Consider the following 26,463-nt stretch of genomic DNA (forward strand, 5'->3'; position numbering starts at 1 on the left):
ATTGTTTTTTATGAAAATTGCTATTTTCACTGATACGTATGATCCGGATATTAACGGAGTAGCTAGAACTTTGAAGCGTTTCACTGATTATTTAAGCGACCAAAACATTACCTTTAAAGTCTTTGCACCTAAGACTGAAGAAACTGAATATGTTTCCAATCATATTCAACGATTTAAAAGTCTTTCATTTTTCCTATATCCTGAATGCCGTCTAGCCTTTCCAAACCTTTTTCAAATAAAATCGGAACTTCAAAGCTTCTCCCCTGATTTAATCCATGTGGCTACTCCTTTTAATATCGGGCTTTGTGGTGTCTATTATGCTAAGAAAATGAACATCCCTTTAGTCGGCTCGTATCATACAGATTTTGATAATTACTTACAATTTTATAACCTTGACTTCCTATCAAAAATACTTTGGAAATACATGATATGGTTCCATCGACCTTTAAAGAAATTGTTCGTTCCTTCCAATGAAACATTAGATCAGCTGAAACGCCGGGGATTTACAAACCTAGAAATTTGGACCAGAGGGGTTGATTGCGAGCTTTTCCACCCAAATTATGAAAAATTCAGCGTCCGTGAACGGTACGGAATTCGGAAAAAGTATCTTCTTACCTTTGTAGGAAGGCTATCACCGGAAAAGGATATAAAAACCTTGATGGAAATTGCACACTCAATTCCGCCTCCCATGAACGAAGATATCCAGTGGCTGATTGTCGGGGATGGTCCCTCACGAAAGGAACTCGAACAGGCATCACTCCCTAACATGCTCTTTACTGGCTACTTAAACGGAAATCAATTAGCTGAAGTGTATTCCATATCAGATCTTTTCGTCTTCCCTTCTCCTACTGAGACGTTTGGTAATGTGGTTCTTGAAGCTTTAGCTAGTGGCACTCCTGCTATAGGAGCCAATTCAGGAGGAGTAAGAAATATCATACAAGATGGGATAACAGGACTTATTTGTGAGCCAGGAAATGCACAGGAGTTTATTAAAGCTATAATTCACCTTTTACAAAATGATAATGTCCGTAATCAAATGGGAGCAGAAGGTAGAAACTATGCTTTAAGGCAAAATTGGGAGAGGATTTTCCAAACATTATTGTGGTCATATGAAGGAGTAATTCAGGAAACGGACAAACAAAAATTTGCTTAATGATGACACTTCGAATAGAAAATTAAAGTTTTAAGTAACTTAGAGAGTGACCAGATATCGGTTCTCTCTTTTTTTTTATTAAAATAATTCATGGCTTTGCGAAATTTACTCAATTTCTGATTCATATAGAGTAATATAAAATTAAACAGAAGACGCTAGTATAGTAATAGAATTGAATTGACTAAAATCAATACACAAGGTGATTATATGAAAAATCAAAATCAGGTTGAAAAATGCTACTGTCTTGAAATCTTCAGAAAGCAGTATGGTAATCATGTTCAAGGAGTTTGTTTAAAAATGGATTGCGCTAGATATCGAGCAGAAAAAAGTAAGGAAGAGAAAAACGACAACAACAAGTAGCTCCAAAATAAAAAGCACCCAAACGAGGGTGCTTAAACGACTGTAATATCATTGTTAATTTGGTTATGTAATTTCTTATATTGAACAAACATCGCGACTCTCCATGGTAATATCATTCCGAATGCAAGAATCCAGAACATTCCTCCAAGCTGCCCGACATCAATTGTAGAGCTTAGTATTAATTTGGCTATGATCCGAACAATTAATAAACCCATTAAAATAAAAGCAAATGCTTTGGATCTCTTTAAAAAAATCTGCTGGTCCTTAATCTCGAACTTAGAGGTCTTAATTAATAATAGTGAAAATAACATTCCTACTGAGAACGCTTCGAGTATTTCCATCGGAGTGACTCTGAAATATGGAAAAATGAACATTAATGCACCAGTACTCATAAAAATAGGAGGTAAAATGATTTTCTTTGCATTAACTGGATGCTTGGAAGCTTTCATACGAATAATAATTACTAGAAAACCCATAAAAATGGCTATAGCAGTTGAAAGATAAAACAATCAGCTCAGTCCTTTAATCTATTTATAAATTGCAATATTCATTATATCTTATGCCAGCCTCTTAGAAAAGTAAACATCATAGGCATATTACAATTTGTACTAAAAAAACCGCTTTTTCAAGCGGTTAGCGCAAAACACGATTTATGGCTTCTGAAACTCTCAACTCATCGAATGGTTTAACGATAAAATCTTTTGCACCAGCCTCAATGGCTTCAACAACCATCTTTTGTTGCCCCATGGCGGAACACATGATGACCTTTGCTTCAGGGAACTCTTTTTTGATTTCACGCACGGCTTCGATGCCACTCATTTCTGGCATTGTAATATCCATCGTCACAATATCGGGTTTATGATCACGATATAATTGGATAGCCTCTTTTCCATTTTCAGCTTCACCGATTACTTCATGCTGTGCCTTTTCTAATATATGGGAAAGAGTCATCCTCATAAATTTTGCATCATCAACAACTAAAATTCTTGCCATAAATATTTCCTCCCCGCATTGAGACAACAGATCAATGTCTATGCGAAATAAACACTTGATTATTCTATAAACACATCTAGTAATATATCGTAAATAAACTACACTTTCAAACTTAATTTTCCGACAAATTTTGAGAAAACAGATAATCTCACAAATAACACAATAAAAGGTAAATAACCACACACAATCCACATTCATTTAAAAAGAAAAGGTTAAAATCCTGTGAAACCTCCAAATAAATTAGTTGTGTAAGAAATGAACATAGTCATCCAATCAAAATATAGAATTACGCCCATTAAAATCATGACGATGCCACCCACTTTAACGATTTTGTGGCTATTTTTTCTAATCCATTTCATCTTCCCAATAAAGAAACTTAAAATAAGGAATGGGATTGCGAAACCTAGAGTATATGAAATCATATATACCATAGCAGATCCCGGATTGGTTGCCGCAAGGGCGATCACACTCATCAAAATCGGGCCTGTACAAGGCGTCCACCCAGCAGCGAATGCAAGTCCAATGATAGCAGAACCGATATATCCTCCTGGCCTATTCTTCAATTCAAATCTTCGGTCCTTCATTAGAAAATCTGGTTTTAGCCATCCTACAATGATAAAACCGAAAAATACAATGATAATTGCACCAATTTGACGGATCAAGTCTTTATAATTTTGAAAGAAATCCCCAATGAAAGAAGTTCCAAAACCAATTGCTATAAAAATGACTGAAAATCCGAGTAAAAAGAACAAAGTATGTAAGAGACTTCTTTTTTGGAGCATAGCGTTTTCTGTCTTTAATTCACCAACACTCATCCCTGTTATGTACGATAAAAATGCTGGGTACAATGGTAGACAACAAGGAGAAATAAAACTCAAAAATCCAGCTCCAAAGGCAATAAAAATATTCACATCACTCATCCATTACATCTCCTAAACAAATCTATCTATTGTTATTCTAACAAAACGCTGAAAAAAAAGATAACCATCGATTTGTGAATATTTTATGTCATTTGTAAAAAAATAGATAATTATATGATTTGAAATGGTACTATTATACAAATTAAATTACAGTAATTCATTGAAGAATTTATAATGGTTCACTCACTATTATTATATTTAAAAATTTCCAAATATATTATATACAAAAGAATTGTATTATTTCCCATTAAGGATTATACTAATAAAAAATTACATTATCTGTTAATGATTGAAAGGATTCTGAACGTGAATAAAAACGAATTGTTGCAAACCATTGAAAGAAAGCGTGGAGAACTTAATCAAAGCGTGTCAAAATATGGCCTTGCCTCTTCTACCACTTTAAGAATAAGTCAAGAACTTGATCATCTTTTAAATCTTTACAATGACTATTATCATCGATTATTAGAAGAAAAAACGTTAATTTCCAGATAGAAAATTGTTTCCTACGATAATTTTTTTATTCAAAGAAATTCATTGCATTGCATAATAAGAGACCTACCTTTATAAAAAAGATAGGTCTTTCTTTTTTTAGTTTACCTATTTTAACAGGGATATAGACTGGTATTCTCCATCCTTAACCAACGACTTCTTCCATTTTGTCTACTAACCCATTCTGTAACAAGTACATTTTATAATATAACCCTCTGTAAGTCAGAAGCTCGTTGTGTGTACCTCTTTCAACGATTTGTCCATGATGCAAAACTAATATTTGGTCTGCATCCTGGATGGTAGAAAGTCGGTGAGCGATTGCAATCGTTGTCCTACCCTTTTTCATTTGTTCTAAAGCAACCTGAATCGCTTCTTCCGTTTCCGTATCGATGTTCGCTGTAGCTTCATCTAAAATCAAAATTTTAGGGTTCGTTGCAATGGTACGTGCAAAAGCGATAAGCTGTCTTTGACCACTCGAAAAAGTCGATCCTCTTTCTACGACTGGATGCGAATATCCATCTGTCAACTTTTCAATAAAATCATGCGCTTGCACAAACTTAGCAGCCTCTTCAATCTCTTCTTGAGCGATGGATTCATCATATAATCTAATATTATCCGAAACATTTCCATAAAAGAGGAACGGATCCTGAAGTACAAGGCCAATTTTTCTTCTCAATTCCTCGTTTCTATATTCTCGAATTGATTTACCATCTAATAAAATATCACCATTTTCAAATTCATAGAATCTCATTAGTAAATTGATGATTGAGCTTTTCCCACTACCAGTGTGACCAACCAGCGCTATCATTTCTCCAGGCTTTGCAGTAAAAGAGATATTCTTTAAAACATCATGTTTTCCATCATAGGAGAAACTTATATTGCGAAACTCTAGACTCCCCTCTTCGATTGATAATGGCAGGTTTTGTTGAACGGGAACAAGCGTCTGATCATCCAAAACTTGAAACACCCTAGATGCCGCTATAATGGATTGTTGATACATCGACAACCTCATCATCACTTGATTGATAGGTTCAAAGAATCTATCAATATAGTTTATAAATGCATACAAGACACCGATTTCTATAGGACTATTTAATGACGATATCCCAAAGAAACTTAGTATCAGGATTAAGGCCAAGAAATAGACAAGATCGATAGCTGGCCTAAGAAGTAGACCATCTAATTTGATATTTCTCATTCCTGCTACATAATGTTTCTCATTAATAGTATCGAATTCATCTCTTAAACGTTTTTCTTGCCGAAATACTTGAATTATGGACATTCCTTGTAAGGATTCATTCATTTTTGCATTTAACTGACTTAGCAATTCCCTGATATCTCGGTAAAACTTAGAACTATATTTACGATACATGGATATGATCCAATAGATGAGAGGCATGATCAGTAAGCAAAATAATGCTAATTTAAAGTTCAAGATAAACATGGCGATGAATATACCCGTAATTAAAAAGAAACTTTGAACAAAGGTTCCCAATACACTAACAAACATGTCTTTGATGGCTTCGGTATCGTTTGTGATTCTTGATACTATACTGCCATCCGGAGTAGAGTCAAAATACTTTAAACCAAGGCTATGTATTTTTGAAAAGACATCCACTCGTAGCTGCTGAATGATTACAAGGGCGATTTTTTGAAAGATGAATAACTGATTGTAACTAAAAAACACGTTCAGAATCTGTATGGTCAGAAATACGCCAGCTAAACTGACAATAGGTCCCCATACAAGATTGTTTGGAGTTAGATAATCATCAATGAAAACCTTAATTAATATGGGACCTGTAATATCACCTACAGTGGTAAGCAATAATAAGAAAAAGGCTGTAAATATCAACTTTTTATGTGGTCTAGAATATGAAAGCAGTCTTTTAAGCACAGCACGTTGATGCTTCTTTTCATTCATTTGATCGTTCGTTTGCATCTTCTATCCTCCATGCTCTACTAGTAGCTCGAGCTGTTGTTGAGTATACATATCTTTGTACCAGCCTTCTTCAGCCATTAACTGTTCATGGGATCCTCTTTGTATGATTTTCCCTTGATCCAAAACTAAGATTAGATTTGCATGCTTAATTGCGCTTAAACGATGAGAAGTAATCATGGTGGTTTTTCCTTCACGCTCACGTTTAAGATGATCTAAGATAATTCGTTCAGTTTTCGCATCAACCGCAGATAAAGAATCATCTAAAAGAAGCACTTCTGAATCCATTAACAAAGCACGAGCAATAGAAATCCTTTGTTTTTGCCCACCGGATAAACTGACTCCTCTTTCGCCGACCAATGTTTCATACCCATCCGGAAAGTTTCTAATATCATCATGAATATGTGAAAGCATTGCGGCACTTTCAATAGAATTTATATCACTATCTGACTTGGAAAATGCAATATTTTCTTTAATGGAAGCAGAAAATAAAAAATGGTCTTGTGGTACATATCCAATGGATTGCCTTAGGGAATCTAATGAATAATCCTTTATTTCGTTTGATCCATAGCTAATACTACCCTTATACCCTTCAAACTCCCTGGTCAAGAGCTTCATTAGCGTGGTCTTACCTGCCCCAGTCCTTCCGACAATTCCTAATGTTTCTCCTTGTTGTAAAGTAAAATGTATTTCGCTTAGAACAGGATGTTTTTCACCTGGGTAACTAAACTCATCTATCTGATAATAGATGGCACCCGTTGGCACTGATATAAGACTTTCATGTTTATCAACTATTTCAGGTTTTACCGAAAGAAGATTCATCACACGGTCATATGAAGCACGTCCTCTTTCTACTATATTGAACAACCACCCGAAAGCCAGCATAGGCCATATTAATAACCCTAAATAAGTGGAGAACGATACAAGTTCGCCTATCGAAAGGTTATTATTCAAGACTAGCCTGGAACCAAATGCAATAGAAAGGAAAAACGAAATTCCAACAATAATAGATATGGTCGGATCAAATAAAGAATCTACTCGAGCAACCGCAATGTTTTTTTCAACTACCTCTTCAGATTTCTTTGTAAATGCCTGGATGTCTTCGTACTCATGGCCGAACGTTTTAATCACTCTAATCCCACTGATACTTTCCTGTGTTTTATCATTTAAATTTGAAAATGCTTCTTGAGCCTTATGAAACCTTTTATGTAGTAAAGTTCCATAATAATTCGTTAAGAATGCCATTAATGGCATTGGAATTAAGCAAATCAGTGTAAGCTTCCAATCAATAAAAAACATGGCCAAAATAACAAAACCACCCGTTGCAAGAGAGTCGACCAGTGTTAGTACACCAGAACCCGCTGTAGCTTGGATTGCCTGAAGGTCATTGGTGGCATGTGCCATTAAGTCTCCAATTCTTCTCTGTTGAAAAAATGACTGGGGCATATCAGTGAAATGATTAAATAATTTAGACCTTAACTGTCTTGCCAACTTAACTGCTGATCCAAAAATCATGATCCGCCAATAATACCTAAGACCATACATGACGGTGCCAGTAACGGCAAGAATAGAAATATTTACAACGATGTCTTTCGTGCTCATATTACCACTACTTATTGCATCTACTGTCTTTCCAATAATCTTTGGGGGGACTAGAGTAAGTAACGCAACCAACAATAATAGTAACGTCCCACTAATGTAAGCTTTCTTTTCTTGAATAAAAAACCATTTTAAATCAATAAATAACTTCAATTTGACACCTCAATTCAATTCCAATATGTTCATATAGTTTATCAAAATTTTTCCAATACGAACAGATGTTTTTAGAATTATTTGAATTTTAAAAAATAATGGTTATAAAAAAGCACCTCCGAGTTGGAAGTGCTTGTTTGCCATTATTTTGTTTGTTTGTTCATGGCGCTCATCATTTGATTGATTTTCTTTTGAGATGGTTTCATACCCATTTGATAAAAAGCTAGTAATATCAAGGGTTTTAAACACATTTCCGACCACTTTTTCTGTTAAGAAAAATACCTCATTTTATTTCTTATGTCTAGAAAAAAAAATCCAGCATATAATTTTAGGTTGATCTTTCTTGTTTCTTATATATATAAGTAAAGCCACTAAGCGTCCCTTAATAGCCTTTTGTCGTCCTAATCTTCATCAGCAAAAACATCACTGTCAATCATTGTTTTAGCTGTATATCCTTTAGCTTTACAGTGATACAAATATTCTTCCATTACATTTTCTAATTCCATAAAAAAACCACCTCACTGTATTTTTCAACAGAAAAGTGGTCTTTTGTGTGACGATAAGAAAAATCAAGCAATTTTTATAGAAATTACGAGGAAGGTTAAACCCTACTATCATTTAGATATAGGTTGTCCACCGTAATAATTGCTTCAATCTAATGATAAAGCCTATAGTATCAAGGTTTTACAATAATATTACTTGCCACCCTGTTTGTTCATGGCGCTCATCATTTGATTGATTTTCTTTTGGGATGGTTTCATACCCATTTGCATCATCATCATTTTAAGCATTTGTTCGTTAATTGGTGGGTTCTTCTTTAAATAGCTCATCATATATTGACGTGCAATGAAAAATCCGATCGCAACACCAGCAACTAATGCAAGTATTCCAACTAGCCAGATCATCTTTATTCCTCCTTCATGTTGTCTATTCATCAGTGTACTTGACCAAAGGATATTATACAATATTCATTGGTCTTTTTACACAAATTTTCTTTCCTTTATAGGCTTTAACCACCCAAATCGGTCATTATGCAAGTCAATTGCAAGAAACGAGGCTTCACATCGTCTGATACATTCAAAAAAAATCGTTTCCGCTTCTAATGTTCCATTCGAATAAAGGGTCATCATATGTTGATTTACCGTTAGTTCTGCAGTACTTTTACCACTATGCATATTTAAACAGTATACCCCTTTGTCTTCATGAAAATATTTATTTCGACGTAATTTTTGTTCTATCATTTGTTGTAAACGGAAAATGGGGATCGGCTTAGTAATGAATTGGATTTGCTTTTTTAATATATTAGAGAGGTCACCTTTGGAATTCTCGTATTCATGAAACAACTGATGAAACATACGTTCTTTACCAAAATAATGAGCAGCAAATTCATCTTCAATTAAATAAATTTGATAACGTCTCAATTTGATTCCCCCTATCAAGCCTCTTTTTCCTATTATATATTCCATAATTAGAAAGATATGCTGAATGATGTAGAGTATTTTCGCTTTTTTTGTCGAAAAATATTAAATTCTCTTTTATTTAAATTCTATATAATGGAAAATAACTATTATTCAAAGGGGTGTTTCTCATGTTAGTAGAGGATATTTTTTCAGATTTACCAGAATTACAAACTGATAGACTTAAACTTCGAAAGCTAACAATGAATGACATTGAAGATATTTTTACCTATGCATCGGATGATGAGGTTTCTAAGTACGTGACATGGGACTCCCATCGCACACTAATTGATACTAAATCGTATCTAAATTTTGTATTGGGACAATATGAAAAACATCAGCTAGCACCTTGGGGCATAGAGTTGAAAGAGAATCCAGGAATTATTGGTACTATTGACTTTGTATCCTGGCAACCGAAACACAATCGTGCAGAAATAGGATATGTCTTGGCGCCTTCCCTTTGGGGAATAGGGTTAATGACAGAAGCTTCACAAGCGCTTATTAAGTTTGGCTTTGAAAAAATGGATCTTATACGTATTCAAGCAAGAACTCTATTAGATAATAAAGGTTCCCAGCGAGTACTTGAAAAATCAGGGATGATATTTGAAGGAGTTTTACGGAAAGAAATTTTTATTAAAGGGAAGCATCATGATGTGAGGATGTTTTCAATAATAAAAGAGGAATGGGAAAAATATAAGTTGTAGTTAAATCAATAGAAAGCTTACAGATTTTCCAAAAAGAGATATAAGGTTGGAGGATTCATACTGTAAACTTTGAAATAGATTTTCCTCGTTTCTTTTCATATGAAAAATAACGCATAACCTTTAAAATAAAAGGCTCTTATCAAAAAGATTGGTTTTGTTAAAGGAGTACGGTTAATAAACAGGTTGATTGAGCGGAAGGTGTGAGACCTCTGCGGGAGCTGAGGGACAGATGAGACCCCACAGGTGGAAAGCGATTATCCTCTCGCTGCAATCAACCACTCTTTTTTTATTTAGCAACAAAGTTTATGAAAACAGCCAAATAAAAAGATATCCGGACTTCCGGATATCTTTTTATTATTCTTATTTTTGAATGATTGCCTTCATTCTAGCAACGACATTCGAAACAGAGAATCCATATTCTTCCATAATTTTATTACCTGGAGCAGAAGCACCGAATTGATCAATACCTAAAACTTCTCCTTCATCTCCAACATATTTATGCCAGCCAAATGAAGATGCCATTTCAATTCCTAACCTCTTTTTAACACTTGGAGGTAAAACAGAATCTTTGTAGCTTTGTGGTTGCTGTTCGAATCTGTCAAAAGATGGCAAGCTTACTACAGAAACATTGATTCCCTCAGAAGCAAGCGCTTGTTGAGCTTGGACAGCTAAGTTCACTTCAGAACCAGAAGCAAGTAATATTCCATCAGCTGTTTCTTTTCCAGATGGAGAAATTACATAACCACCTTTAGAAACGCCTTCATACGCATTAGTATCCGTACCTTTTATAGTTGGTAGGTTTTGGCGAGTCAATACTAAGACTGTAGGACGATCTGTACTTTCAATTGCTAGCTTCCACGCAGCAGCAGTTTCATTACCATCTGCAGGACGTACCACAGACAATCCTGGCATTGTTCTAAGCGATGGCAATTGTTCGATTGGTTCATGTGTCGGACCATCTTCACCCACAGCTATACTATCATGTGTAAACACATACGTTACTGGAAGTTGCATCAATGCAGATAAACGGATTGCAGGGCGCAAATAGTCAGAGAAAACAAAGAATGTACCACCGTATACCTTTAATCCTCCATGTAATGCCATTCCATTTAGGGCAGCACCCATAGCAAATTCACGTACACCAAACCAGATGTTACGACCCTCATAATGATTTGGAAGGAAGTCTTTTTCACCCTTTATCATCGTATTATTTGATCCAGCCAAATCAGCGGATCCACCAAAGAATGACGGAAGATTTTTAGCAATAGCATTCAATACTTCCCCGCTTGATGCACGGCTAGCTAAGCTCTTTCCTTCTTCGTATACTGGAATTTCAGAATCCCATCCTTCTGGCAATTTACCTTCGATAGCAGCATGAAGTTGATTGCCAAGCTCCGGATGTGCTTCTTTGTATTTTTCAAATAGTGTATTCCATTCGTCTTCTTTTGATTTCCCTGCCTCAACACAAGCATTATTGAAGTGATCATATACTTCATTCGGCACGTGGAAGTCTTCCTCGAATGTCCATTTGTAATTTTCTTTTGTTAATTTTAACTCATCTGCACCAAGTGGAGCACCGTGCACAGCTGATTTACCAGACTTGGTAGGAGCGCCATAACCAATTACTGTTTTTACTTCAATTAAAGTTGGGTGATTTAAATCAGATTTTGCTTCACTTAATGCATTAGTAAGTTCTTCTAAATCATTCCCATCATTAACACGGATGTATTGCCAACCATATGCCTTGAAGCGACCTTCCACACTTTCACTGAATGATTGGTTAAGATCACCATCTAGAGAAATATCATTTGAATCATACAATACGACTAAACGACCAAGTTTAAGATGAGCAGCAAGAGATGCAGCCTCTGCTGAAACACCTTCCATTAAATCGCCGTCTCCACAAATACTATATGTAAAGTGATCAACCACTTCGAATCCTTCTTTGTTATATGTACCAGCCAAATGCCTTTCAGCCATTGCCATACCAACAGCCATAGCAACCCCTTGACCAAGTGGACCCGTAGTCGCTTCCACACCTGGAGTATGTTTATACTCAGGATGCCCTGGTGTTTTACTGCCCCATTGACGGAAGGATTTAATTTCATCCATAGATAAATCATATCCTGATAAATGTAAAAGACTATATAAAAGCATTGATCCATGGCCTGCAGAAAGTACAAAACGATCCCTATTGAACCAAGTAGGATTTTTAGGGTTATGATTCATAAATTTTGTCCAAAGAGTATAGGCCATAGGTGCAGCACCCATAGGCATACCTGGGTGCCCAGAATTTGCCTTTTCGATTGCATCAATAGATAAAGTTCTAATTGAATTTATGGATAGTACATCCAGTTTGTCTGTCATTTCATACATCCTTTCATTAAAGAGAAATTACTTTGTTTTAATATTATAGATAGCAAGGAAAGTTGACAACTCAAAACCCTTAAGAACATCAAATTATAATCTATTTTCATAATATGGACAAACATATATTTAGTATGGATAAAAAAAAGAATGCAATTCGTTGCATTCTTTAATGTAAGTTCTTTTTATTCTTAATGGCTTTTACCTTTTCAGGTGTAACATCGTTACCGTTAGGATCAATTACAGTCAAATGCTCGATGGTATCGGTCATCGATTTTCTGAATGTTGTTAAGTATTCACTACGAAGTTTTGTTTGTTCTTTCGCTTCTTCTATGGTTAAGCCAACCGACTTTGATTTTTTAGACAACTCATTAATTCTTGCTAATTTTTCTTTTGACAGCATTTTAACGCCCCTTCTCGCAGTTAGTTCAATACTGTCATGTTATATAAAATTGAAGTAGTTTACAAGATAAAAGCATTATTTCTCATTGGTAGATTGTTCATATTCCACAAATCTTCTATGAACAGTAGCTTTTGATACATCATATCCAAAGCCTCTTAATGTTGCAGCAATTTCATGGAAAGTGAGCCCATTATTCCTCAACCTGACAATTTCTTCTGTTGGGACGACAATCTTTTCTCTTCCTCCAAAGGCACCTTGGTTCTTAATATTTTTCTCTGGACGATAACCCTGTTCAACCGCTCTTTTCATACCTCTTTTTATTTTTAAGTTATGAAGCTTCCTTTGATATTCTTCTACAATTCCTACTATTTGAAGAACCATACTATCTGATTCTGAGAGCTCTATTTCTCCATTGTGGGAAATCGTATAGATTTTGACACCGTTTTTAAGTAAAAAGTGGAGTAAAGCTACTTTTGCATTTCCTCTACCAAGCCTTGTTTCATCTTGTATTAATAATGCATCTATGCTGTTTTCCTTTATCAAGTCCAGTACTTGTAGGATTCCTTCTCTTTCTATTTCGTACCCACTTGCTTTTTCCTTAACCTTTTGAATGACATCCATTCCTCGAGCTTTTGCCAATTCGACAAGCTCAGATTCTTGTCGAATCAAGGATGTTTCCTGTGTCTCCTTCTCAGTGCTCACCCGGCAATAAATGACCGCTTTCATATAACTCATTCCTTTTTATTTACTTGCGTATTGATTTTCATCCATCGATGACTTTATAGGCAAAACAATGGATTGTCCAGGCTTAATTTCATGAATGTTAATTTCATTGTGTTCTTCGATCCACGAAATGATGTCTTGCTTGGATAGATCTTCTGTTTCATATTGATTTGCTAATTCCCAAACAGTATCACCTTTACTAACCGTTACAGATAGAAACTCTTCAGTAGGTGCTTTAGATAGATGAAATAATATAACAACAGAAAGGGCTAGTGAAACACCCATTAATAATATTGTGAAAGAATAGCGATCTAATAAAGTTTTTAACACAATCATGTCAACTCCTATTTTCGAATGTATGTTCTGTTTCATGATTTTATTGTAATAAGAACATTTGTTTGTGTCAATAGAAATTCAAACATATGTTTGTATCTTTTTTATAGACATGCTATAATTTTCTTAAGATTAAGAGATGGGGTGCGACTATGAACAAATTGTCGAAACGTCAGGAGGACATTCTTGAGTTCATTAAGGATGAAGTTAGAAAAAAGGGCTATCCACCTTCCGTTCGAGAAATTGGGGAAGCGGTTGGATTGGCTTCTAGCTCTACTGTTCACGGTCATCTTGCCAGATTGGAAAGTAAAGGCCTGATTAGAAGAGATCCTACAAAACCAAGAGCTATTGAGATTTTAGAAATGGAAGAAGAACTATCTGTACCAAGACCAAATGTAATTAATGTACCTCTTATAGGTAAAGTCACTGCTGGTCAACCTATTACGGCCATTGAAAATGTTGAGGAATACTTCCCACTGCCTGAACACTTGGCTGCAGGCCACGACGAACAGGTATTCATGCTCGAAATCATGGGAGATAGTATGATTGAAGCAGGTATACATGACGGGGACTTTGTAATTGTTAAACAACAAAAAACTGCTAACAATGGAGACATTGTAGTTGCAATGACAGAAGAGGATGAAGCAACAGTTAAACGCTTCTTCAAGGAAAAGGATCATTTCAGGCTTCAACCAGAAAACTCAAGTCTAGAACCTATCATTCTTCAAAATGTATCCATTTTGGGCAAGGTAATTGGTCTTTATAGAGAAATCCACTAAAAAAGCGCAATTTGCGCTTTTTTTATTTTGTGAATTATATTATCATTTTTTACCATGTGTAGCCTTCAAGAACATTTTTTTATAAATTCTTCATGTGCATATCGTGGGTAAGCAAAACATCCCCTTTACTATATTCCTATCCCTCACAAAAGAAAAAAAATAACCCTCGATACCAAAGGTATCAAGGGTTTGTATCTCTTAGTACATGCTCATATATTGTTCGCGTTCCCATGGGTGAACCTGTGTACGGAACATATATTATAGAAGAAATACGACATATATTGATATCTACACTCCTTTTAATGCAATATTTTTAACCTATATTTATATTCGATATAGTAATAGGATATGTATAAAAATATATAAATTTTGGTCATACTTTGGTCATTATTTTGGTCAAAAAGAAAAGGCTCGTAGTCTAAGCGACTATGAGCCAATTTGTTCTTTCTGTGGATTGATAGACAATCCTGTAGCCTGTGACTCCCCGCAACAGTTAAAGCAATTTACCGATGTGTATTCGTTCCACAATGTGTAGGTGTATTCCTGGCAAAAATCACAGTAGTATTGGAAGAACATTTACACCACTTCTTCCTTAGAAAGGATTTGAAACTTAACATTGTTTTCTTGGCATACTGCAGCAATCAGTTTTTTCCGGGTTTTAGTGAGTGTGAAGAATATAAGGATAGGTGGTTTGTTACGGCTGGATTCCATGATAGGAGATAGCTGTGAGTAGTAGGAGATTTTCTTTTTATTGTCGCTCATGTCTTGGATACGATCTACTTCCACAAAATAGTCTTGACCATCTATTGTGAAATGAGCATCTGGTCTAACAAACTTACGTTGTAACCCTCCCCCAAATTCCACTTCTGGTTCAATAAGAAAATCCCTCGGTTGTTGGAAATAAATATATAGATCATTTCGAAGAAGGCTATGTTCCACAGTTTGATTGTATTGTCTTTCTTTACTGCTACCGATATAGTTCCTTCCCTTCTGATTCAGGTAGTACACATTCTCTCCATAGCGTTCTGGATGACGTTTTACGTTTAAATACTCCTTCATATCCCCAATCACTTTAAGTGCGTTTCTCCCTGATTTCAAAGAAGCTATGGTTTGAATTTGGCTTCTGCTCACGAATCCCAGTTTGTCGATTATCGTTAGTATTATTTCCACTCTCTCTTGTTTCTTGACTGTCCACGACATTATTAAATGTCACTCCTTCCAATACTCTTACTGGTACTTGGTACTTTCCTAGAAGTTCCCACATTTCTTTTTCTTCTATTAAAGGTGTTTGTAGTTCTACTACTTGATGTGTCTTAAATAAAGCTCTTCCTTTTATATCAGTCGGTAGTTTTTCGGCTCCTGGTTGGTCAATCGCAACCTCTGAAGCATATCCAGTTGCCAAACGATACGTTAATTTAGCATCTGCATTCATTTTAATCTGTGGATCCAATGTTTGAGTTGTTGGATATTGAGTAGCATAAATGAGTCTATAACCTAAAGCTCCTGCAATCTGAGCAATTTTAGCTAATATAGCTCTACATTCGTCCAGTTTATTTTTTTCTTCTTTATCCATCCACTTCCCCGCTGTGAACTGAGCTCCTTCATCCACAATAATGAATCTTCTTCTTTTGATTTTGGTATCCACAATATTAGAAATAAAATTTCGTCTAAAGTAATCAAAGTCATTAGAAATTAATACCCAAAGATATTCAAGAAAATCGTATGCTTCATCTGTAGTGCCGGCTACCTTCTTTACTTGCTCTAATTGCTCCCACTTCCCAAATTCCAACCCACCTTTTAAATCGATAATATAAAACTCTACTTCGTCTGGATGATGTTCAATGAGATATGTCATTAGTACTTTTAAGAAAACGGTTTTACCAAAACGAGTGGTTCCGGCAATGTTAAAGTGTGGAATCTTATCGAAATCATGCCACTCCATTCCTTCCACACCTTTTCCTAAAGGAATAACCCATCCTTTCATTACAGGCACTTCACTATAAGGGAATAGTTTAGGAATATCCTTATTGAATACTGAGATTAATAATTTCCTCGATTCCCTGTGGTACCTCATGATCACCGGCTTTCCTAACCCATCAGAAAACACTTGGCCTTTGCGTTCCCTTTCACAGATTTCAGATACTGGGATCCCTAAAGGAACGGTGTATTGATATTGGGTGCCAATAACGTTGGTTTTCTTTTCATTGGGCTTCTTACCATCATCTGTGATAGGAAATTTCTTTTTATATCTTGGATACATGAAATCCCCATTCTTATTCGGTATTCTGAGCCTTGTATTTTCTATAATTGAATCAATCGTTTTACGGTCATTCCCACTTCCTTTAGGGAGAAGTGCAACACCTAATATAAGTGTAGGGAACGCTAGCCATTCAATCATTTTCTTGCCTCCTAACCACTTAAAAATTGTGTGCCTTATTCGACTGAGTAAATTGAAAAAGAGCGTAGAAGAATCCGATAAAATATAGAGGATTGTCGCTCTTCATCAGCACTAAAAATATTCCAAAATATCCAATGATCATCAATTGTCCGCTGGTTCCATCACTTTTACGTCACCATGATAGACCTGTTATCCACCCCCATAGACCGTTCGTTAGTACTGCGAAAGTAAAACTTGCAAGAATACCAGACCACATGAGCCATCGGAGAGCCTTTTCGTTCGGCTGATAGCCAAACTTCTCTAAGATCACCAATCCAATGAGACAAACTCCTAATCCACCGAAGAATACAAGCCCTCCGTCTACCATGGTTGTCAGTGAAGGTTTAGCCATGAACACCTTAAAGGGGATCACTTCCACATTTCATCAACTCCCTCTCTTGCTTCTTTGATGTGCTTTTCCTTTAATTCATATCCTCGATCTGAACCAATTGAATAAGCCAGGTACATTGCTGCACAAAACATGATAATCGTCATTCTGTTCTCACCCTTTCCAATACTTATCAATGATTTCCTTTTCAATGTTCATGTACGATTCAATTGGATCTCTTTTTTCTTCTCCGTCTTCATTCCAGGTGAAGTAACAAGCATCATGTTTATACAAGTGATCTAATATCATTTCATTTTCTACTTTGTTTCCATCCTCCATTAATCCTTTTAAGTATTCAGATGAATGTAGAAAAGGAGAGCTGGAAAGTGCTGCATATTCATTCTTGCGTAGTCGTTCTTTGTTGTGCGGTGATTCTGCATACCCTTGAAATATCGATTTTAAGATGCTTATACGTTAATCCTCCACAATATCCCATCCATACTTGCCTTCGTTCTTTTCTTCACGCTCATACTGGCAATAAGCAGACATACAGTTCTCTTGACCGCACACACTACATTCCTTCATACCGACACCCCCTCTTTACCGTTCTTAATCCCATCATATGTACCGAACGCCCAATATTGCCTGTCCATAAGAAATATTTCTTCCGTTTTTTGCGAAGTATTATTTCACAAAGGATTAACCAGAGATTTGTAGAAATGATTACAAGGTGATGAAAATGAAATGTAATATTGATAAACTCATAAAAGAACGTGGATTCAAGAAGCAATTCATAGCACAACAATTAGAAATAACTGCAAAACAATTACGGAATTATGAATTAATGGAGAGTTACATACCAATACCTAAGGCATATAAACTAGCGAAGATACTGAATGTTAAAGTAGATGATCTATACGAGGTGGAAGAATAGTGGAAGTACATATAAGACTCCATTTAAACATTGAAGGTAACAAACAAAGAAGTGAGGGGATGTTCCCTGTAAATAGTAAAGACTTTAAAGAAGATCCTGATATGACTGTGGGTATTATTGCATATGAATGGATTCAGAAGATAAAACATCAAACAGGATACAGAGAAACGGAAATTACTCAAGTAGTGTATAACGAGGAACACGATATCACGGAGTTAGTTAGACAAATCAAACCCGTCATTAAAGACAATTTACCGTTTTAACAAATCCGTCACAAGTGCTACGAGGATTATCAAAAATCGTGTCTAATTCCTTTGAATAGGAGGGATACGTATGAAAATTGGAGATAAGAAGTGTTTTATTTATGTGCCATCTTTAGGGTTTGTAGAAGCAGGTAAGACGAGAGAAGAAACGCTGAAGAACATCAACCAGGCTGAAGTAGATTTAGAAATAGAGAACAAGAAAATACGCAGACTATTGCAACAAGAATTTCCAAACTGTGAAATTATTCAAGGGATCAATTGGAGTTTGGGAATAGCAAAAGAATAATAGCCTCCTATTTGGGAGGTATTTTTTTTGGATGTGATTAAATGATAATTGTTCCAGCAGAAAAATTAGCCGCAGCAGTAAAAAAACATTTGTTGCCAGGATTAATAAGAAGTTTATCCACACACAAGAAGGAATCTGTGGAAAAATAAAAAAAACTATAACGTAGTCATTTCATTATGAAATGGCTTTTTTTATACCTAATAATTTTCTTCTATATTTTTTTTATAGGTACTATGTCATAATTATCATAGATTAATTAATGGGAGGAAATTACATATGTGGATGTTTATTGGAGTGTTAAGTTTTATTGGTATCTTTGTTTTTTTATTTATGGCTCTTTTCTCCAGATTAAAGAAATCCGGAAAATCTAAAAGAATGATGTTATATGCTGGAGGATGTTTCGTGTTGTTGATTGCTGCTTTGTCATTTGATGATACAGTTGCAACAGAAACTGCAAGTTCCTCTCCAAAAGAAGAAACAAAATCTGATGAAGTGAAGAAAAAAGATGAAGAGGCTAAGCTAAAAGAAGCCAATCAAAAGGCAGAAGAAGATAAGAAAAAGGCAAAAGACTTGGCCTTAGCAAAAGCAAAAGCTGACGAAGAAGCAAAGAAAAAAGCTGAGGAAGAAGCTAAAAAGAAAGCAGAACAGGAAACTCCTCAATATAAACTGAACAAAGCTGTTACAAAAGTTTTAGGTAAGGAGTCAAACCGAGAAGGTAAAAAAATTACAGCTTTAAGTATTGACCAAAAAGGTAACATCATACTTAACTTTAAAGCTGACGACAATTTAACAGAAGGTTTAATTGTTGGCGGAGTAAAAATGGATATTACTGACGTTTTAGAGGCTATAAAGAATACTAAGCTAACAGTAAATTCAATTAATGTAATAGCAACCTTCGAAATGGTAGATCAATATGGGAATGGCGAAGAAAGCGAAGTTGTTAATGTAACTTATAGTAATGAAACATTAGGAAAAATAAATTTTGACAATTTCAGTTATAACAATGTATATACAATTGCTGATACTATTACCTTCATTAATCCTCAATTTGTAGGTAAGTAATAAAAAAGCCCCTCCAAGTGGAAGGGCTTTTATAATACATCAAAAACTTGTTTTTTACTTATGTTTGTTATTTCAAGATCACATTTTACAACTGTAATTTCTTCATTGAACTCAAAACTGGGATTCACGAAACTTAGTAATGGGTCGGCATTATCGTCAATATAATCTTTTGAAATAGTAATATCAATAGGAAAATGGTCGATTACTTCAGTTACTCTACTTTTGTATTTACATTCTCTTTTTAAAATTAATTTACCAACTATTTGTGTTTGTTCATTGTTTTTCTTTAACTCATATTCTGTCTCTATTGAAACTTTAGTCAACCTGTCAGTTAATGTTTGTAACTTTTCCTCTAACTCGAATTTCATTATTTCACCAACCTTATAGTAATAGTAATAACAATTAATACAAGGTATGAAATAACTTTATACTTTAGAATAATCACTTTTTATTTTTTATTATCATGTCACAACTGCTGGATATCCTTTTTTCTTTAGTTCAGCTGCAAGTTTTTCAGCATTTTTAATATCTGCAAAAGCTCCCACTTGAACTTTATGAATGGTTTTTTTGCCATTTGGTGGTTTAGGTGCTTCTTTCTCCTTCTCTTTCAAACCCAAATACTTAGCGACCCCTCTTGCATGTGCTTCCCCCACGGCTTTTATGAAATCCTCATTCTTCAACCATTTATTATCGGTCGAGTCAATGAAAAGATTCTCGGTCAGGACTGCCGGGCATTTGGTTTCACGAACCACCGCATAGTTAGCCTTTTTATTCCCTCTGTCCATCAAAGAAGGATCGAACTTCCTCATGGTGGATAGTATTTCCGCATGTATGACGTTTTGGAAAGCAATGGTGGAAGCTCCTGCATTCGGATGAACAAAGGATTCAAATCCTTTGCCTTTACCAGCATTGATATGGACAGAAACAAATACATCAGCCCCCCAATTATCCGCAAGGTCATCTCTTTTATCCAGTTCGACTGTTTGATCATCCGTCCGGCTGGTTCTTTGTTCAAAGTCCGTAAAATGTAAATCCAAATAGGCCATGGCATATTCAACGATTTTATGGGTTAATACTTTTTCCAATAAACAATTTGCTACGGCCCCTGGATCATTCCCTCCATGACCCTTATCCCAAAATATCTTACTCATTTCTTACCCTCTCCTTTGGGTTTAAGAACAGCAATGATATTATTCACGGGGCCTAATGGAACGCCCATTTTCCCAAGATTCTCGGTGATGCTAATGAATTCAACAATCATGTAGGCAATGGCTACTCCATCCCCCAGGTGCTCTGTTTTGAATACGATTTTCTCCATTAAAAAAACGGCCCCAAGTAAAATCAGAACGCCCAATTTCTTTTTGAACCCTTCACGTCCTACCGAACTTTGTAGACCTGTTCCCCCTTTTATGGAAGCTGCCAACATGCCCGTGGCAAAATCTGCTCCCATTAAACCAACTAGACCTATAATGGACCAGCCAAGAGCACCAACAATGGCTGACCATATTGTTCCAACTGCTGTCCCTAAAACGCCTACAAATTTCATTCCGAATGTCCAATTATCCCACATTTAATGAGTCCTCTTTTCTAAATAAAATAGCCCCGATAGGCTCGGAGCTAGACTGATAATGCGATAGTTTTGGAATCTAGTTAAATGATTTTCCCAATGATAACACCTTTAATCACCATGACTCTGTCATTTGCTGAAGGTGTGTAACTTGCTAAATAGGGTAAGGTTTTACTCAATTCCCCTGACAATATGTCCTTGTCATAAATGACCTTAGGTCGACCATTGGTATACGTGGGATCAATTTTAGCAAGATGAATTTCCTTATCTATCGGGTTGTTAGTAAACCCATTCATATGGTCACCACTTTTCGAACTTCATGTCTCATTTTCCCACCAATGGCAAGTGGCATTGTCCAAGAAGTTTCGCTGTATTTTCCCATAATATTTAAGGGTGAATAGTCGATTTCTAAAATATCCCCATAATCGTGCATAGGCATTAAAGCTGTTTCAAAAGTGATCTTTCCATACACTTGTGAGGCTTCGAATGCAATCCTCTGGACATATGCATCTAAGGTGGTTTGGTCTGCAATGTCCGATACTTCCCGATAATCCACTATGGTCCGTCCTCGATTAATGGTTGATGATGGACTATCCATGTTTTCGTTTATATAGGTTGAACCAATAGGGGTTTGTTCAGGATTTGAACACACGACCACCCACTTATTAGGAACTTCAAATAAGTCTAAAACTTCTTCCATTCCTTGAAAAGTTACAGATGCATCATCATCCCGATAGGTATAGTCAATGGCCTTTACAGCTGGACTTCTATAAGGTGCAGACGTAAAAATACCATTCACATCATCGTAAATGGGGGTGTAATTGATTTGCCGAAGCAGTTCATTGACAGCATACAGTTTTTCTTTCCCTGGTTCAAATTCAATATCCCTTTGAAGGACTGCATTCGTAAATTCGATATTATATGAGGCAATCCCTGCGCTTAATAACAAGGCAATTATGGCATCATATACTTTCGTCCCTGAAGGAATGACATAGGTTGAATCAAACTTATCGTCTCTTAAAATGACCAATCCACCATAGGCATCCACGTCCCGGAAAACACCATTTGTCTGGTCTTTCCTGGTAGGTGAAGATAAGAGAAAGATACCTAAAGGAAAGGCAATCCAAGATTTTGGTATCATCTCAGAGTGCCTTCGCAAAGTAGGAATTTCAATCTCTACAAACGGTTGAATCCGATCCGAGAAAAAGTTTATGCTGCCATCATCTTTTATGGTAAACCGAGCCTTCCTTTTAATATCTGCCAGGGAGTCCATAGAGACTTCCCCTGACAGAACACTGTTAAGAGTTTTAATGAAACGATTTTGTTTGTCCAACAAATCATATCGAAAGCGAAGTTTCCTAGGGCCTCTTCTGCTATGTAGGACATCCATAATCTCTTTCTTTGTATATCCATTTTTCTCTAAGGATTGCATAAAAAAAATCACCTCTTAATACGGTGAAGTGCTAGATTTATAATCAGCATATTCTTTTTGGAAACCCCTTTGTGTAGTGCTTCCTTCAACAAATGCGCATTTACCCTGTTCTATAATGTAAAGATACTTAGGATCAGTAGGTTTGAAACCGTATTTGCTCATTCGGCAGTAATAATCCTGTGTAGACTCAAACCATCCTTCTTGGTCATATGGATAATTTGGAGAAGTTGCTTCTACTGGCATTATAGATTACCTCCATTTACTATTGTTTCTACATCAGCTAAACGAGTGTTTATATCAATTACTTGTTGCAAAGTAAAATCATCTATATCTTTCATAGCTAGTGTATCGGTTTTTGTATTAATGGATTCTTGTAACGTGAACTCATCAACAAATTGCATGGCTCCCATTACATCTTGTAGGGTTTGAATCGCTTGTCTTTCTGGAGTATTGGCTACGCGACTTTTAATTTCAATCAACTGCCTTGTAAACTCTGCATTATTCATCATACCTTGTGCAATCAATGCATCTACTAAACTCATTCTATTCCCTCCTTAAAATCAATTTTCATGAGAGAAAGACTTGTAGAATATCCCCATCTTTCGTCTTCCATTGGCATATCTATAAATATTCCAAATACTTTTCTCCCACGGCCATCACGATAGCAAACGGTTTGTCCACTCATAGTGACTTTATTCAAAGCCATCTTCTCTTCAAGAGATAAAATTTGAAGAGAAAAATTCACTGAAAATTCTTCCATAAATCCTGTTTCAATGACAGGGCTTTTTCTACCCTGGAATTTATGAACCGCGCTTTCTAAACCCCACCTGGAAGAACGTCCATCCCCATCCAATATGAACTGATGATTGGTTTCTTCTGGTTCATCAATGATGTGCAGCCAAACACCTTTGAAAGAAATGGATTCTGTGAAAGAAATGGTATCTACAAATGTTCCATTGTCTCCATGAGTACGAACAAAATACCTTGCAATTTCATTACTGGCCACTTGATAATCCGGAAATGTTTCCTGGACATTCGTTCCAACAAGGACGAATTCTTGATTCACTTCCTTGTAGATATCATGGTACAAGACATTAGGTTGTGTTCCAGAAGGAATCGGATCTGTTATATTGATTTGGATAAAACTATCCCCTTTAACCGTTGCAATATCCGGAATGGCAGGTGGAGTGTAGCTTACGGATATAGTTTGAATGGATGCATCACTATATAGACCATCAGCATTTTTAATTTTAAGCTCAATATCATAATTCTGTTGATTGGCTAAAGGGAAGGTAATCGTTTCAGCTTTGTTAGAGCTAGTTCTTTCTATATCGAAGACTGGAGTTCCAGTGCTGTTCTTTACTTTAAGTGAAAATCCTACTTGATCAACAGAAGACCATTGGACTGTTGGATTAGCTATGGCTACAGATGGCCCAGGTGCAACGATTGTAGGTTTGGTTGGCTTTTCACCTGCTACGAATGTTGCAATCGATGAATAAGGTGAACTCAGTCCTGCTTGGTCATAGGTTTGGACTCTCCACTCTATTGTCCCTTTAGGGAAATTATTTGCCACAAAGTCATAAAATTGATTGATAGTATTTGAGGTGAATTCATTCCATGTTGAAGTTCCTTGCAACCTCCATTGAATCGTAAACTTCGACTGTGGGTCATTGCTGTTCGGGTCATTATGTTGCCATGAAAATCTGTTAGGTATAGCTCTATCAATCGTTGTGCTATGTGGGTTAATATTCGTTGGTGCTGTTGGTGCTTGGTTATGAACAATGGTGAACACTCCGTTTGATTCATCCCACGGACCGTATGCGCTCCCATCATATGCCCTAATTCTAATTTTTGCGGTGCTTGTTTCGGCCTCGTTGATGAAATCATAAAGATAATTAGTTACGCCAACCGATGTTAGTGCTATGATATTCTTCCACGATGATCCATTATTGGTGCTTAGTTGAATTTGATACTGCATAGCATCTACTGTTATCCCAATTCTGAAGGATAAATCTGAGGACATTACAACCCATGCCCCATTGTAAAGCGCCCCATCTGCATATGTTTGCCCATAATGCAAATCTATCCCGTTAATATCAGTTGTTGAAAGTTTCATACCATACATCTGCCCATTAGTCAAAGCTATGCCTAATGATGAGAAATCCCATGTCAAAATCTTTAGACCTGTACTCGATGTAACCGTAAAAGTCCTTGAGCCTAGCAATGTCTGCAAAGTGCCATTCCCTGCTAGGGTGTAAACACTCGCGGTTACGACATATGAACCCCCACTATTGTTATGGCCATACATATCAATTACTTGTAATAAAGCATTGGCTGTCGCTTTAAACGTTTGGGTTGGATGGTTTCCTGCATGACAAGTAAATGTAGATCCGGACTGTGAAAAAGGGCCGAAATAACTAATGTTAGGGTCTGGATCGGTTGATTTATTCCATGTAACTGTATGCGAACTATTCCAAGTTTCCCCACCGTTTGGTGCTGTTAAGGTTGGTGCGGTTGGGGGTTGGTTATATGTCACAACCAATTTAGGTCTGTATGAAGGGTTAGAATCTATCCTCGAAAAGAAATTCAAGTCTTGGGAATAGTTTTGCGGTGACTCACCAATCCATAGCATGAATCCCGGATTTTCCGCTTGTCCTGCAAATGTTGTTATATAGCTTTGTAACCCACTGAATTTGTGTAATGACACACCACTATTGCTTGGATTTCCAGTGTAGGTAGTTAGCGCGCTGACGGTCACGCTGGGTTTGTTGTTCCATGTAATTGTATTCTCTGACCATACCGCGCTGAATAATGATATCCACACTTGTTGGAACACAAATAAGTAGTTGTTGACATATCCTGTCCCATATAATTCCAAATCTGCTGAGATGCCCACAGCACCTGATGGGATAGAACTCAAATCAAACATAAGTGCTGACCTTGACTCGTAAAATGTACCGCCTGATGGTGGTAGTCCAATACTTAGTGAGTCATAATGATTGTTCGAATCTCCCGAATACAACCAAGCGTCTTTCCCACTCGTAGAACTTGTATTAATGGTTACTGTTGGATCTATCGCAATTGGATAAATTAGCCCCGTTACATCGGCAGCAAGACTTAAATGAACTTTCCCATCAACCTCACTAACGCCTTGAAGAACATCTCTCTTTTCCCCGTTTGCATCCTCTAACCAAGGGGGCTGAATCTTCAGTTCTTCACTTAGTTCACCTTGTACCTCAAAAGAGAAATCTATAGGCGCACGTTCTGATTTAAGGATGATAGTTTCCTTGATACCTGTTGGTAATACTTCAAGAACAAGATCAGCATCATTCCATACATCTTGATAGGTGATTTTGTTTCCCTCAACATAACCCTTTGATGTAGAAGCACCAACAGGAATAAACTTCAGCTTACTTTGCCCTTTCCCAATGGAGTATCCTCTTTTGATATTTCGAGGAATTTTACATTCGAAGGGCACTTTCAGTCCTTGAAAATCAAACTTATCTCGGTCTAGACGGTTCTTCCTTTTGTCTTCCTTTGCTTTATCCCTGGACTCATAAAATAAAGAATCCCCATCTTTTGCGACAGGGAAATCTATTTCATCAAAATCTGCTTCATCATACAGATCAGTATTAATATTTTGGAGATTGTAGTTTTCGTCCTGGTAATGGACAATATCTTGATGAATTTCCGTAGTATAAGATCCATCAAAATTCATCCAGGTCTTACTGTTTTCCGTTCTTTTATTCAGCATTTCCCCAACTTTAAAAGTTTGTGTAGGCAAG

General features: G+C 36.3%; 32 protein-coding genes and 1 pseudogene. 8 read left to right on the forward strand and 25 right to left on the reverse strand.

What is annotated here, in order from left to right; all coding sequences use genetic code 11:
* Positions 1–10 precede the first annotated feature (10 nt).
* Positions 11–1,153: a glycosyltransferase family 4 protein gene (locus G3O09_RS14555; RefSeq protein ID WP_163102221.1), complete on the forward strand. Its 1,143-nt coding sequence runs from the start codon at positions 11–13 to the stop codon at positions 1,151–1,153.
* Between the two features lie 392 nt (positions 1,154–1,545).
* Here the strand turns inward: G3O09_RS14555 and G3O09_RS14560 are convergent, their stop codons facing one another.
* The 3 genes from G3O09_RS14560 to G3O09_RS14570 form a co-directional block, all read right to left on the reverse strand.
* Entirely contained in the window at positions 1,546–2,022 is a 477-nt protein-coding gene (locus tag G3O09_RS14560; RefSeq protein ID WP_163102222.1) for a CcdC family protein, read from the reverse strand.
* 124 nt (positions 2,023–2,146) lie between these two features.
* On the reverse strand, positions 2,147–2,506 hold the full coding sequence (locus G3O09_RS14565; protein WP_163102223.1) for a response regulator: 360 nt from the start codon (positions 2,504–2,506) through the stop codon (positions 2,147–2,149).
* 212 nt (positions 2,507–2,718) lie between these two features.
* Positions 2,719–3,426 carry a cytochrome c biogenesis CcdA family protein gene (locus G3O09_RS14570; protein ID WP_163102224.1) on the reverse strand — a complete coding sequence of 236 codons (708 nt, stop codon included), beginning with the start codon at positions 3,424–3,426 and terminating at the stop codon, positions 2,719–2,721.
* Positions 3,427–3,732: 306 nt separating this feature from the next.
* On the opposite strand from G3O09_RS14570, the gene G3O09_RS14575 reads away from it, so the two are divergent.
* Entirely contained in the window at positions 3,733–3,918 is a 186-nt protein-coding gene (locus G3O09_RS14575; RefSeq protein ID WP_163102225.1) for an aspartyl-phosphate phosphatase Spo0E family protein, read from the forward strand.
* A 142-nt stretch (positions 3,919–4,060) separates the two neighbouring features.
* Here G3O09_RS14575 and G3O09_RS14580 read toward each other — a convergent pair whose 3' ends face one another.
* The 5 genes and pseudogenes from G3O09_RS14580 to sirA form a co-directional block, all read right to left on the reverse strand.
* Positions 4,061–5,854, reverse strand: coding sequence for an ABC transporter ATP-binding protein (locus G3O09_RS14580; protein ID WP_163102226.1), 1,794 nt, complete (start codon positions 5,852–5,854; stop codon positions 4,061–4,063).
* 3 nt (positions 5,855–5,857) lie between these two features.
* Positions 5,858–7,603, reverse strand: a complete 1,746-nt coding sequence (locus tag G3O09_RS14585) for an ABC transporter transmembrane domain-containing protein (protein ID WP_163102227.1) — start codon at positions 7,601–7,603, stop codon at positions 5,858–5,860.
* A 143-nt stretch (positions 7,604–7,746) separates the two neighbouring features.
* Positions 7,747–7,821: pseudogene (locus G3O09_RS14590) on the reverse strand (YneF family protein); the annotation flags it as partial.
* A gap of 477 nt (positions 7,822–8,298) precedes the next feature.
* Positions 8,299–8,508, reverse strand: coding sequence for a YneF family protein (locus G3O09_RS14595; protein ID WP_163102229.1), 210 nt, complete (start codon positions 8,506–8,508; stop codon positions 8,299–8,301).
* A 75-nt stretch (positions 8,509–8,583) separates the two neighbouring features.
* Entirely contained in the window at positions 8,584–9,024 is a 441-nt protein-coding gene (sirA, locus tag G3O09_RS14600) for a sporulation inhibitor of replication protein SirA (RefSeq protein ID WP_163102230.1), read from the reverse strand.
* Between the two features lie 167 nt (positions 9,025–9,191).
* Here sirA and G3O09_RS14605 point away from each other — a divergent pair, with 167 nt between their 5' ends.
* The gene (locus G3O09_RS14605; protein ID WP_163102231.1) at positions 9,192–9,764 is read left to right on the forward strand and encodes a GNAT family N-acetyltransferase; all 573 of its coding nucleotides are present in this window, start codon (positions 9,192–9,194) and stop codon (positions 9,762–9,764) included.
* A gap of 360 nt (positions 9,765–10,124) precedes the next feature.
* Here the strand turns inward: G3O09_RS14605 and tkt are convergent, their stop codons facing one another.
* The 4 genes from tkt to yneA all read right to left on the reverse strand — a co-directional run bounded on the left by tkt (position 10,125) and on the right by yneA (position 13,593).
* The gene (gene tkt, locus G3O09_RS14610) at positions 10,125–12,131 is read right to left on the reverse strand and encodes a transketolase (RefSeq protein ID WP_163102232.1); all 2,007 of its coding nucleotides are present in this window, start codon (positions 12,129–12,131) and stop codon (positions 10,125–10,127) included.
* Between the two features lie 169 nt (positions 12,132–12,300).
* Complete coding sequence (locus G3O09_RS14615) at positions 12,301–12,534, reverse strand: DUF896 domain-containing protein (protein ID WP_163102233.1); 234 nt, start codon at positions 12,532–12,534, stop codon at positions 12,301–12,303.
* Between the two features lie 75 nt (positions 12,535–12,609).
* Positions 12,610–13,260 carry a YneB family resolvase-like protein gene (locus tag G3O09_RS14620; RefSeq protein WP_163102234.1) on the reverse strand — a complete coding sequence of 217 codons (651 nt, stop codon included), beginning with the start codon at positions 13,258–13,260 and terminating at the stop codon, positions 12,610–12,612.
* A gap of 15 nt (positions 13,261–13,275) precedes the next feature.
* Entirely contained in the window at positions 13,276–13,593 is a 318-nt protein-coding gene (gene yneA / locus G3O09_RS14625; RefSeq protein ID WP_163102235.1) for a cell division suppressor protein YneA, read from the reverse strand.
* Positions 13,594–13,742: 149 nt separating this feature from the next.
* Between yneA and lexA the strand changes: the two genes are divergently transcribed.
* On the forward strand, positions 13,743–14,369 hold the full coding sequence (gene lexA / locus G3O09_RS14630; protein WP_163102236.1) for a transcriptional repressor LexA: 627 nt from the start codon (positions 13,743–13,745) through the stop codon (positions 14,367–14,369).
* Between the two features lie 576 nt (positions 14,370–14,945).
* On the opposite strand, the gene G3O09_RS14635 is transcribed toward lexA, so the two are convergent.
* The 5 genes from G3O09_RS14635 to G3O09_RS14650 all read right to left on the reverse strand — a co-directional run bounded on the left by G3O09_RS14635 (position 14,946) and on the right by G3O09_RS14650 (position 17,473).
* On the reverse strand, positions 14,946–15,539 hold the full coding sequence (locus tag G3O09_RS14635) for a replication-relaxation family protein (protein ID WP_240338444.1): 594 nt from the start codon (positions 15,537–15,539) through the stop codon (positions 14,946–14,948).
* A complete protein-coding gene (locus G3O09_RS14640; RefSeq protein ID WP_163102238.1) occupies positions 15,442–16,767 on the reverse strand; it encodes an FtsK/SpoIIIE domain-containing protein in 1,326 nt (441 codons plus the stop codon). Before G3O09_RS14640 ends, G3O09_RS14635 begins: the two co-directional genes overlap by 98 nt.
* 172 nt (positions 16,768–16,939) lie before the next feature.
* On the reverse strand, positions 16,940–17,185 hold the full coding sequence (locus G3O09_RS14645; protein WP_163102239.1) for a hypothetical protein: 246 nt from the start codon (positions 17,183–17,185) through the stop codon (positions 16,940–16,942).
* Complete coding sequence (locus G3O09_RS22770; RefSeq protein WP_275898318.1) at positions 17,176–17,301, reverse strand: hypothetical protein; 126 nt, start codon at positions 17,299–17,301, stop codon at positions 17,176–17,178. The genes G3O09_RS14645 and G3O09_RS22770 overlap by 10 nt, the downstream gene beginning before the upstream one ends.
* A gap of 7 nt (positions 17,302–17,308) precedes the next feature.
* Entirely contained in the window at positions 17,309–17,473 is a 165-nt protein-coding gene (locus tag G3O09_RS14650; RefSeq protein ID WP_163102240.1) for a hypothetical protein, read from the reverse strand.
* A gap of 400 nt (positions 17,474–17,873) precedes the next feature.
* Here G3O09_RS14650 and G3O09_RS14655 point away from each other — a divergent pair, with 400 nt between their 5' ends.
* The 4 genes from G3O09_RS14655 (at position 17,874) to G3O09_RS22215 (ending at position 19,679) form a co-directional block, all read left to right on the forward strand.
* Positions 17,874–18,068, forward strand: a complete 195-nt coding sequence (locus G3O09_RS14655) for a helix-turn-helix domain-containing protein (protein WP_163102241.1) — start codon at positions 17,874–17,876, stop codon at positions 18,066–18,068.
* Complete coding sequence (locus tag G3O09_RS14660; protein WP_205439666.1) at positions 18,068–18,331, forward strand: hypothetical protein; 264 nt, start codon at positions 18,068–18,070, stop codon at positions 18,329–18,331. Before G3O09_RS14655 ends, G3O09_RS14660 begins: the two co-directional genes overlap by 1 nt.
* A gap of 70 nt (positions 18,332–18,401) precedes the next feature.
* A complete protein-coding gene (locus G3O09_RS14665; RefSeq protein WP_163102242.1) occupies positions 18,402–18,617 on the forward strand; it encodes a hypothetical protein in 216 nt (71 codons plus the stop codon).
* 276 nt (positions 18,618–18,893) lie between these two features.
* Positions 18,894–19,679, forward strand: a complete 786-nt coding sequence (locus tag G3O09_RS22215; RefSeq protein WP_205439667.1) for a hypothetical protein — start codon at positions 18,894–18,896, stop codon at positions 19,677–19,679.
* A 29-nt stretch (positions 19,680–19,708) separates the two neighbouring features.
* Here G3O09_RS22215 and G3O09_RS14675 read toward each other — a convergent pair whose 3' ends face one another.
* The 8 genes from G3O09_RS14675 to G3O09_RS14710 all read right to left on the reverse strand — a co-directional run bounded on the left by G3O09_RS14675 (position 19,709) and on the right by G3O09_RS14710 (position 26,462).
* On the reverse strand, positions 19,709–20,047 hold the full coding sequence (locus tag G3O09_RS14675; RefSeq protein ID WP_163102243.1) for a hypothetical protein: 339 nt from the start codon (positions 20,045–20,047) through the stop codon (positions 19,709–19,711).
* Positions 20,048–20,140: 93 nt separating this feature from the next.
* Positions 20,141–20,830 carry an N-acetylmuramoyl-L-alanine amidase gene (locus G3O09_RS14680; protein WP_163102244.1) on the reverse strand — a complete coding sequence of 230 codons (690 nt, stop codon included), beginning with the start codon at positions 20,828–20,830 and terminating at the stop codon, positions 20,141–20,143.
* Positions 20,827–21,249: a phage holin family protein gene (locus G3O09_RS14685; RefSeq protein ID WP_163102245.1), complete on the reverse strand. Its 423-nt coding sequence runs from the start codon at positions 21,247–21,249 to the stop codon at positions 20,827–20,829. Before G3O09_RS14685 ends, G3O09_RS14680 begins: the two co-directional genes overlap by 4 nt.
* Positions 21,250–21,329: 80 nt before the next feature.
* Positions 21,330–21,542 (reverse strand): hypothetical protein, encoded by a 213-nt coding sequence (locus G3O09_RS14690; RefSeq protein WP_163102246.1) that lies wholly within the window; start codon positions 21,540–21,542, stop codon positions 21,330–21,332.
* Positions 21,539–22,678 carry a hypothetical protein gene (locus G3O09_RS14695; protein WP_163102247.1) on the reverse strand — a complete coding sequence of 380 codons (1,140 nt, stop codon included), beginning with the start codon at positions 22,676–22,678 and terminating at the stop codon, positions 21,539–21,541. Before G3O09_RS14695 ends, G3O09_RS14690 begins: the two co-directional genes overlap by 4 nt.
* A 15-nt stretch (positions 22,679–22,693) precedes the next feature.
* A complete protein-coding gene (locus G3O09_RS14700; protein WP_163102248.1) occupies positions 22,694–22,921 on the reverse strand; it encodes a hypothetical protein in 228 nt (75 codons plus the stop codon).
* Positions 22,921–23,220, reverse strand: a complete 300-nt coding sequence (locus tag G3O09_RS14705) for a hypothetical protein (protein ID WP_163102249.1) — start codon at positions 23,218–23,220, stop codon at positions 22,921–22,923. Before G3O09_RS14705 ends, G3O09_RS14700 begins: the two co-directional genes overlap by 1 nt.
* Positions 23,217–26,462 (reverse strand): DNRLRE domain-containing protein, encoded by a 3,246-nt coding sequence (locus tag G3O09_RS14710; RefSeq protein WP_163102250.1) that lies wholly within the window; start codon positions 26,460–26,462, stop codon positions 23,217–23,219. The genes G3O09_RS14705 and G3O09_RS14710 overlap by 4 nt, the downstream gene beginning before the upstream one ends.
* Between the last annotated feature and the right edge of the window lies 1 nt (position 26,463).

The sequence above is a fragment of the Peribacillus alkalitolerans genome (genome assembly GCF_010882125.1).
In the GTDB taxonomy this organism is placed as follows: domain Bacteria; phylum Bacillota; class Bacilli; order Bacillales; family DSM-1321; genus Bacillus_BN; species Bacillus_BN alkalitolerans.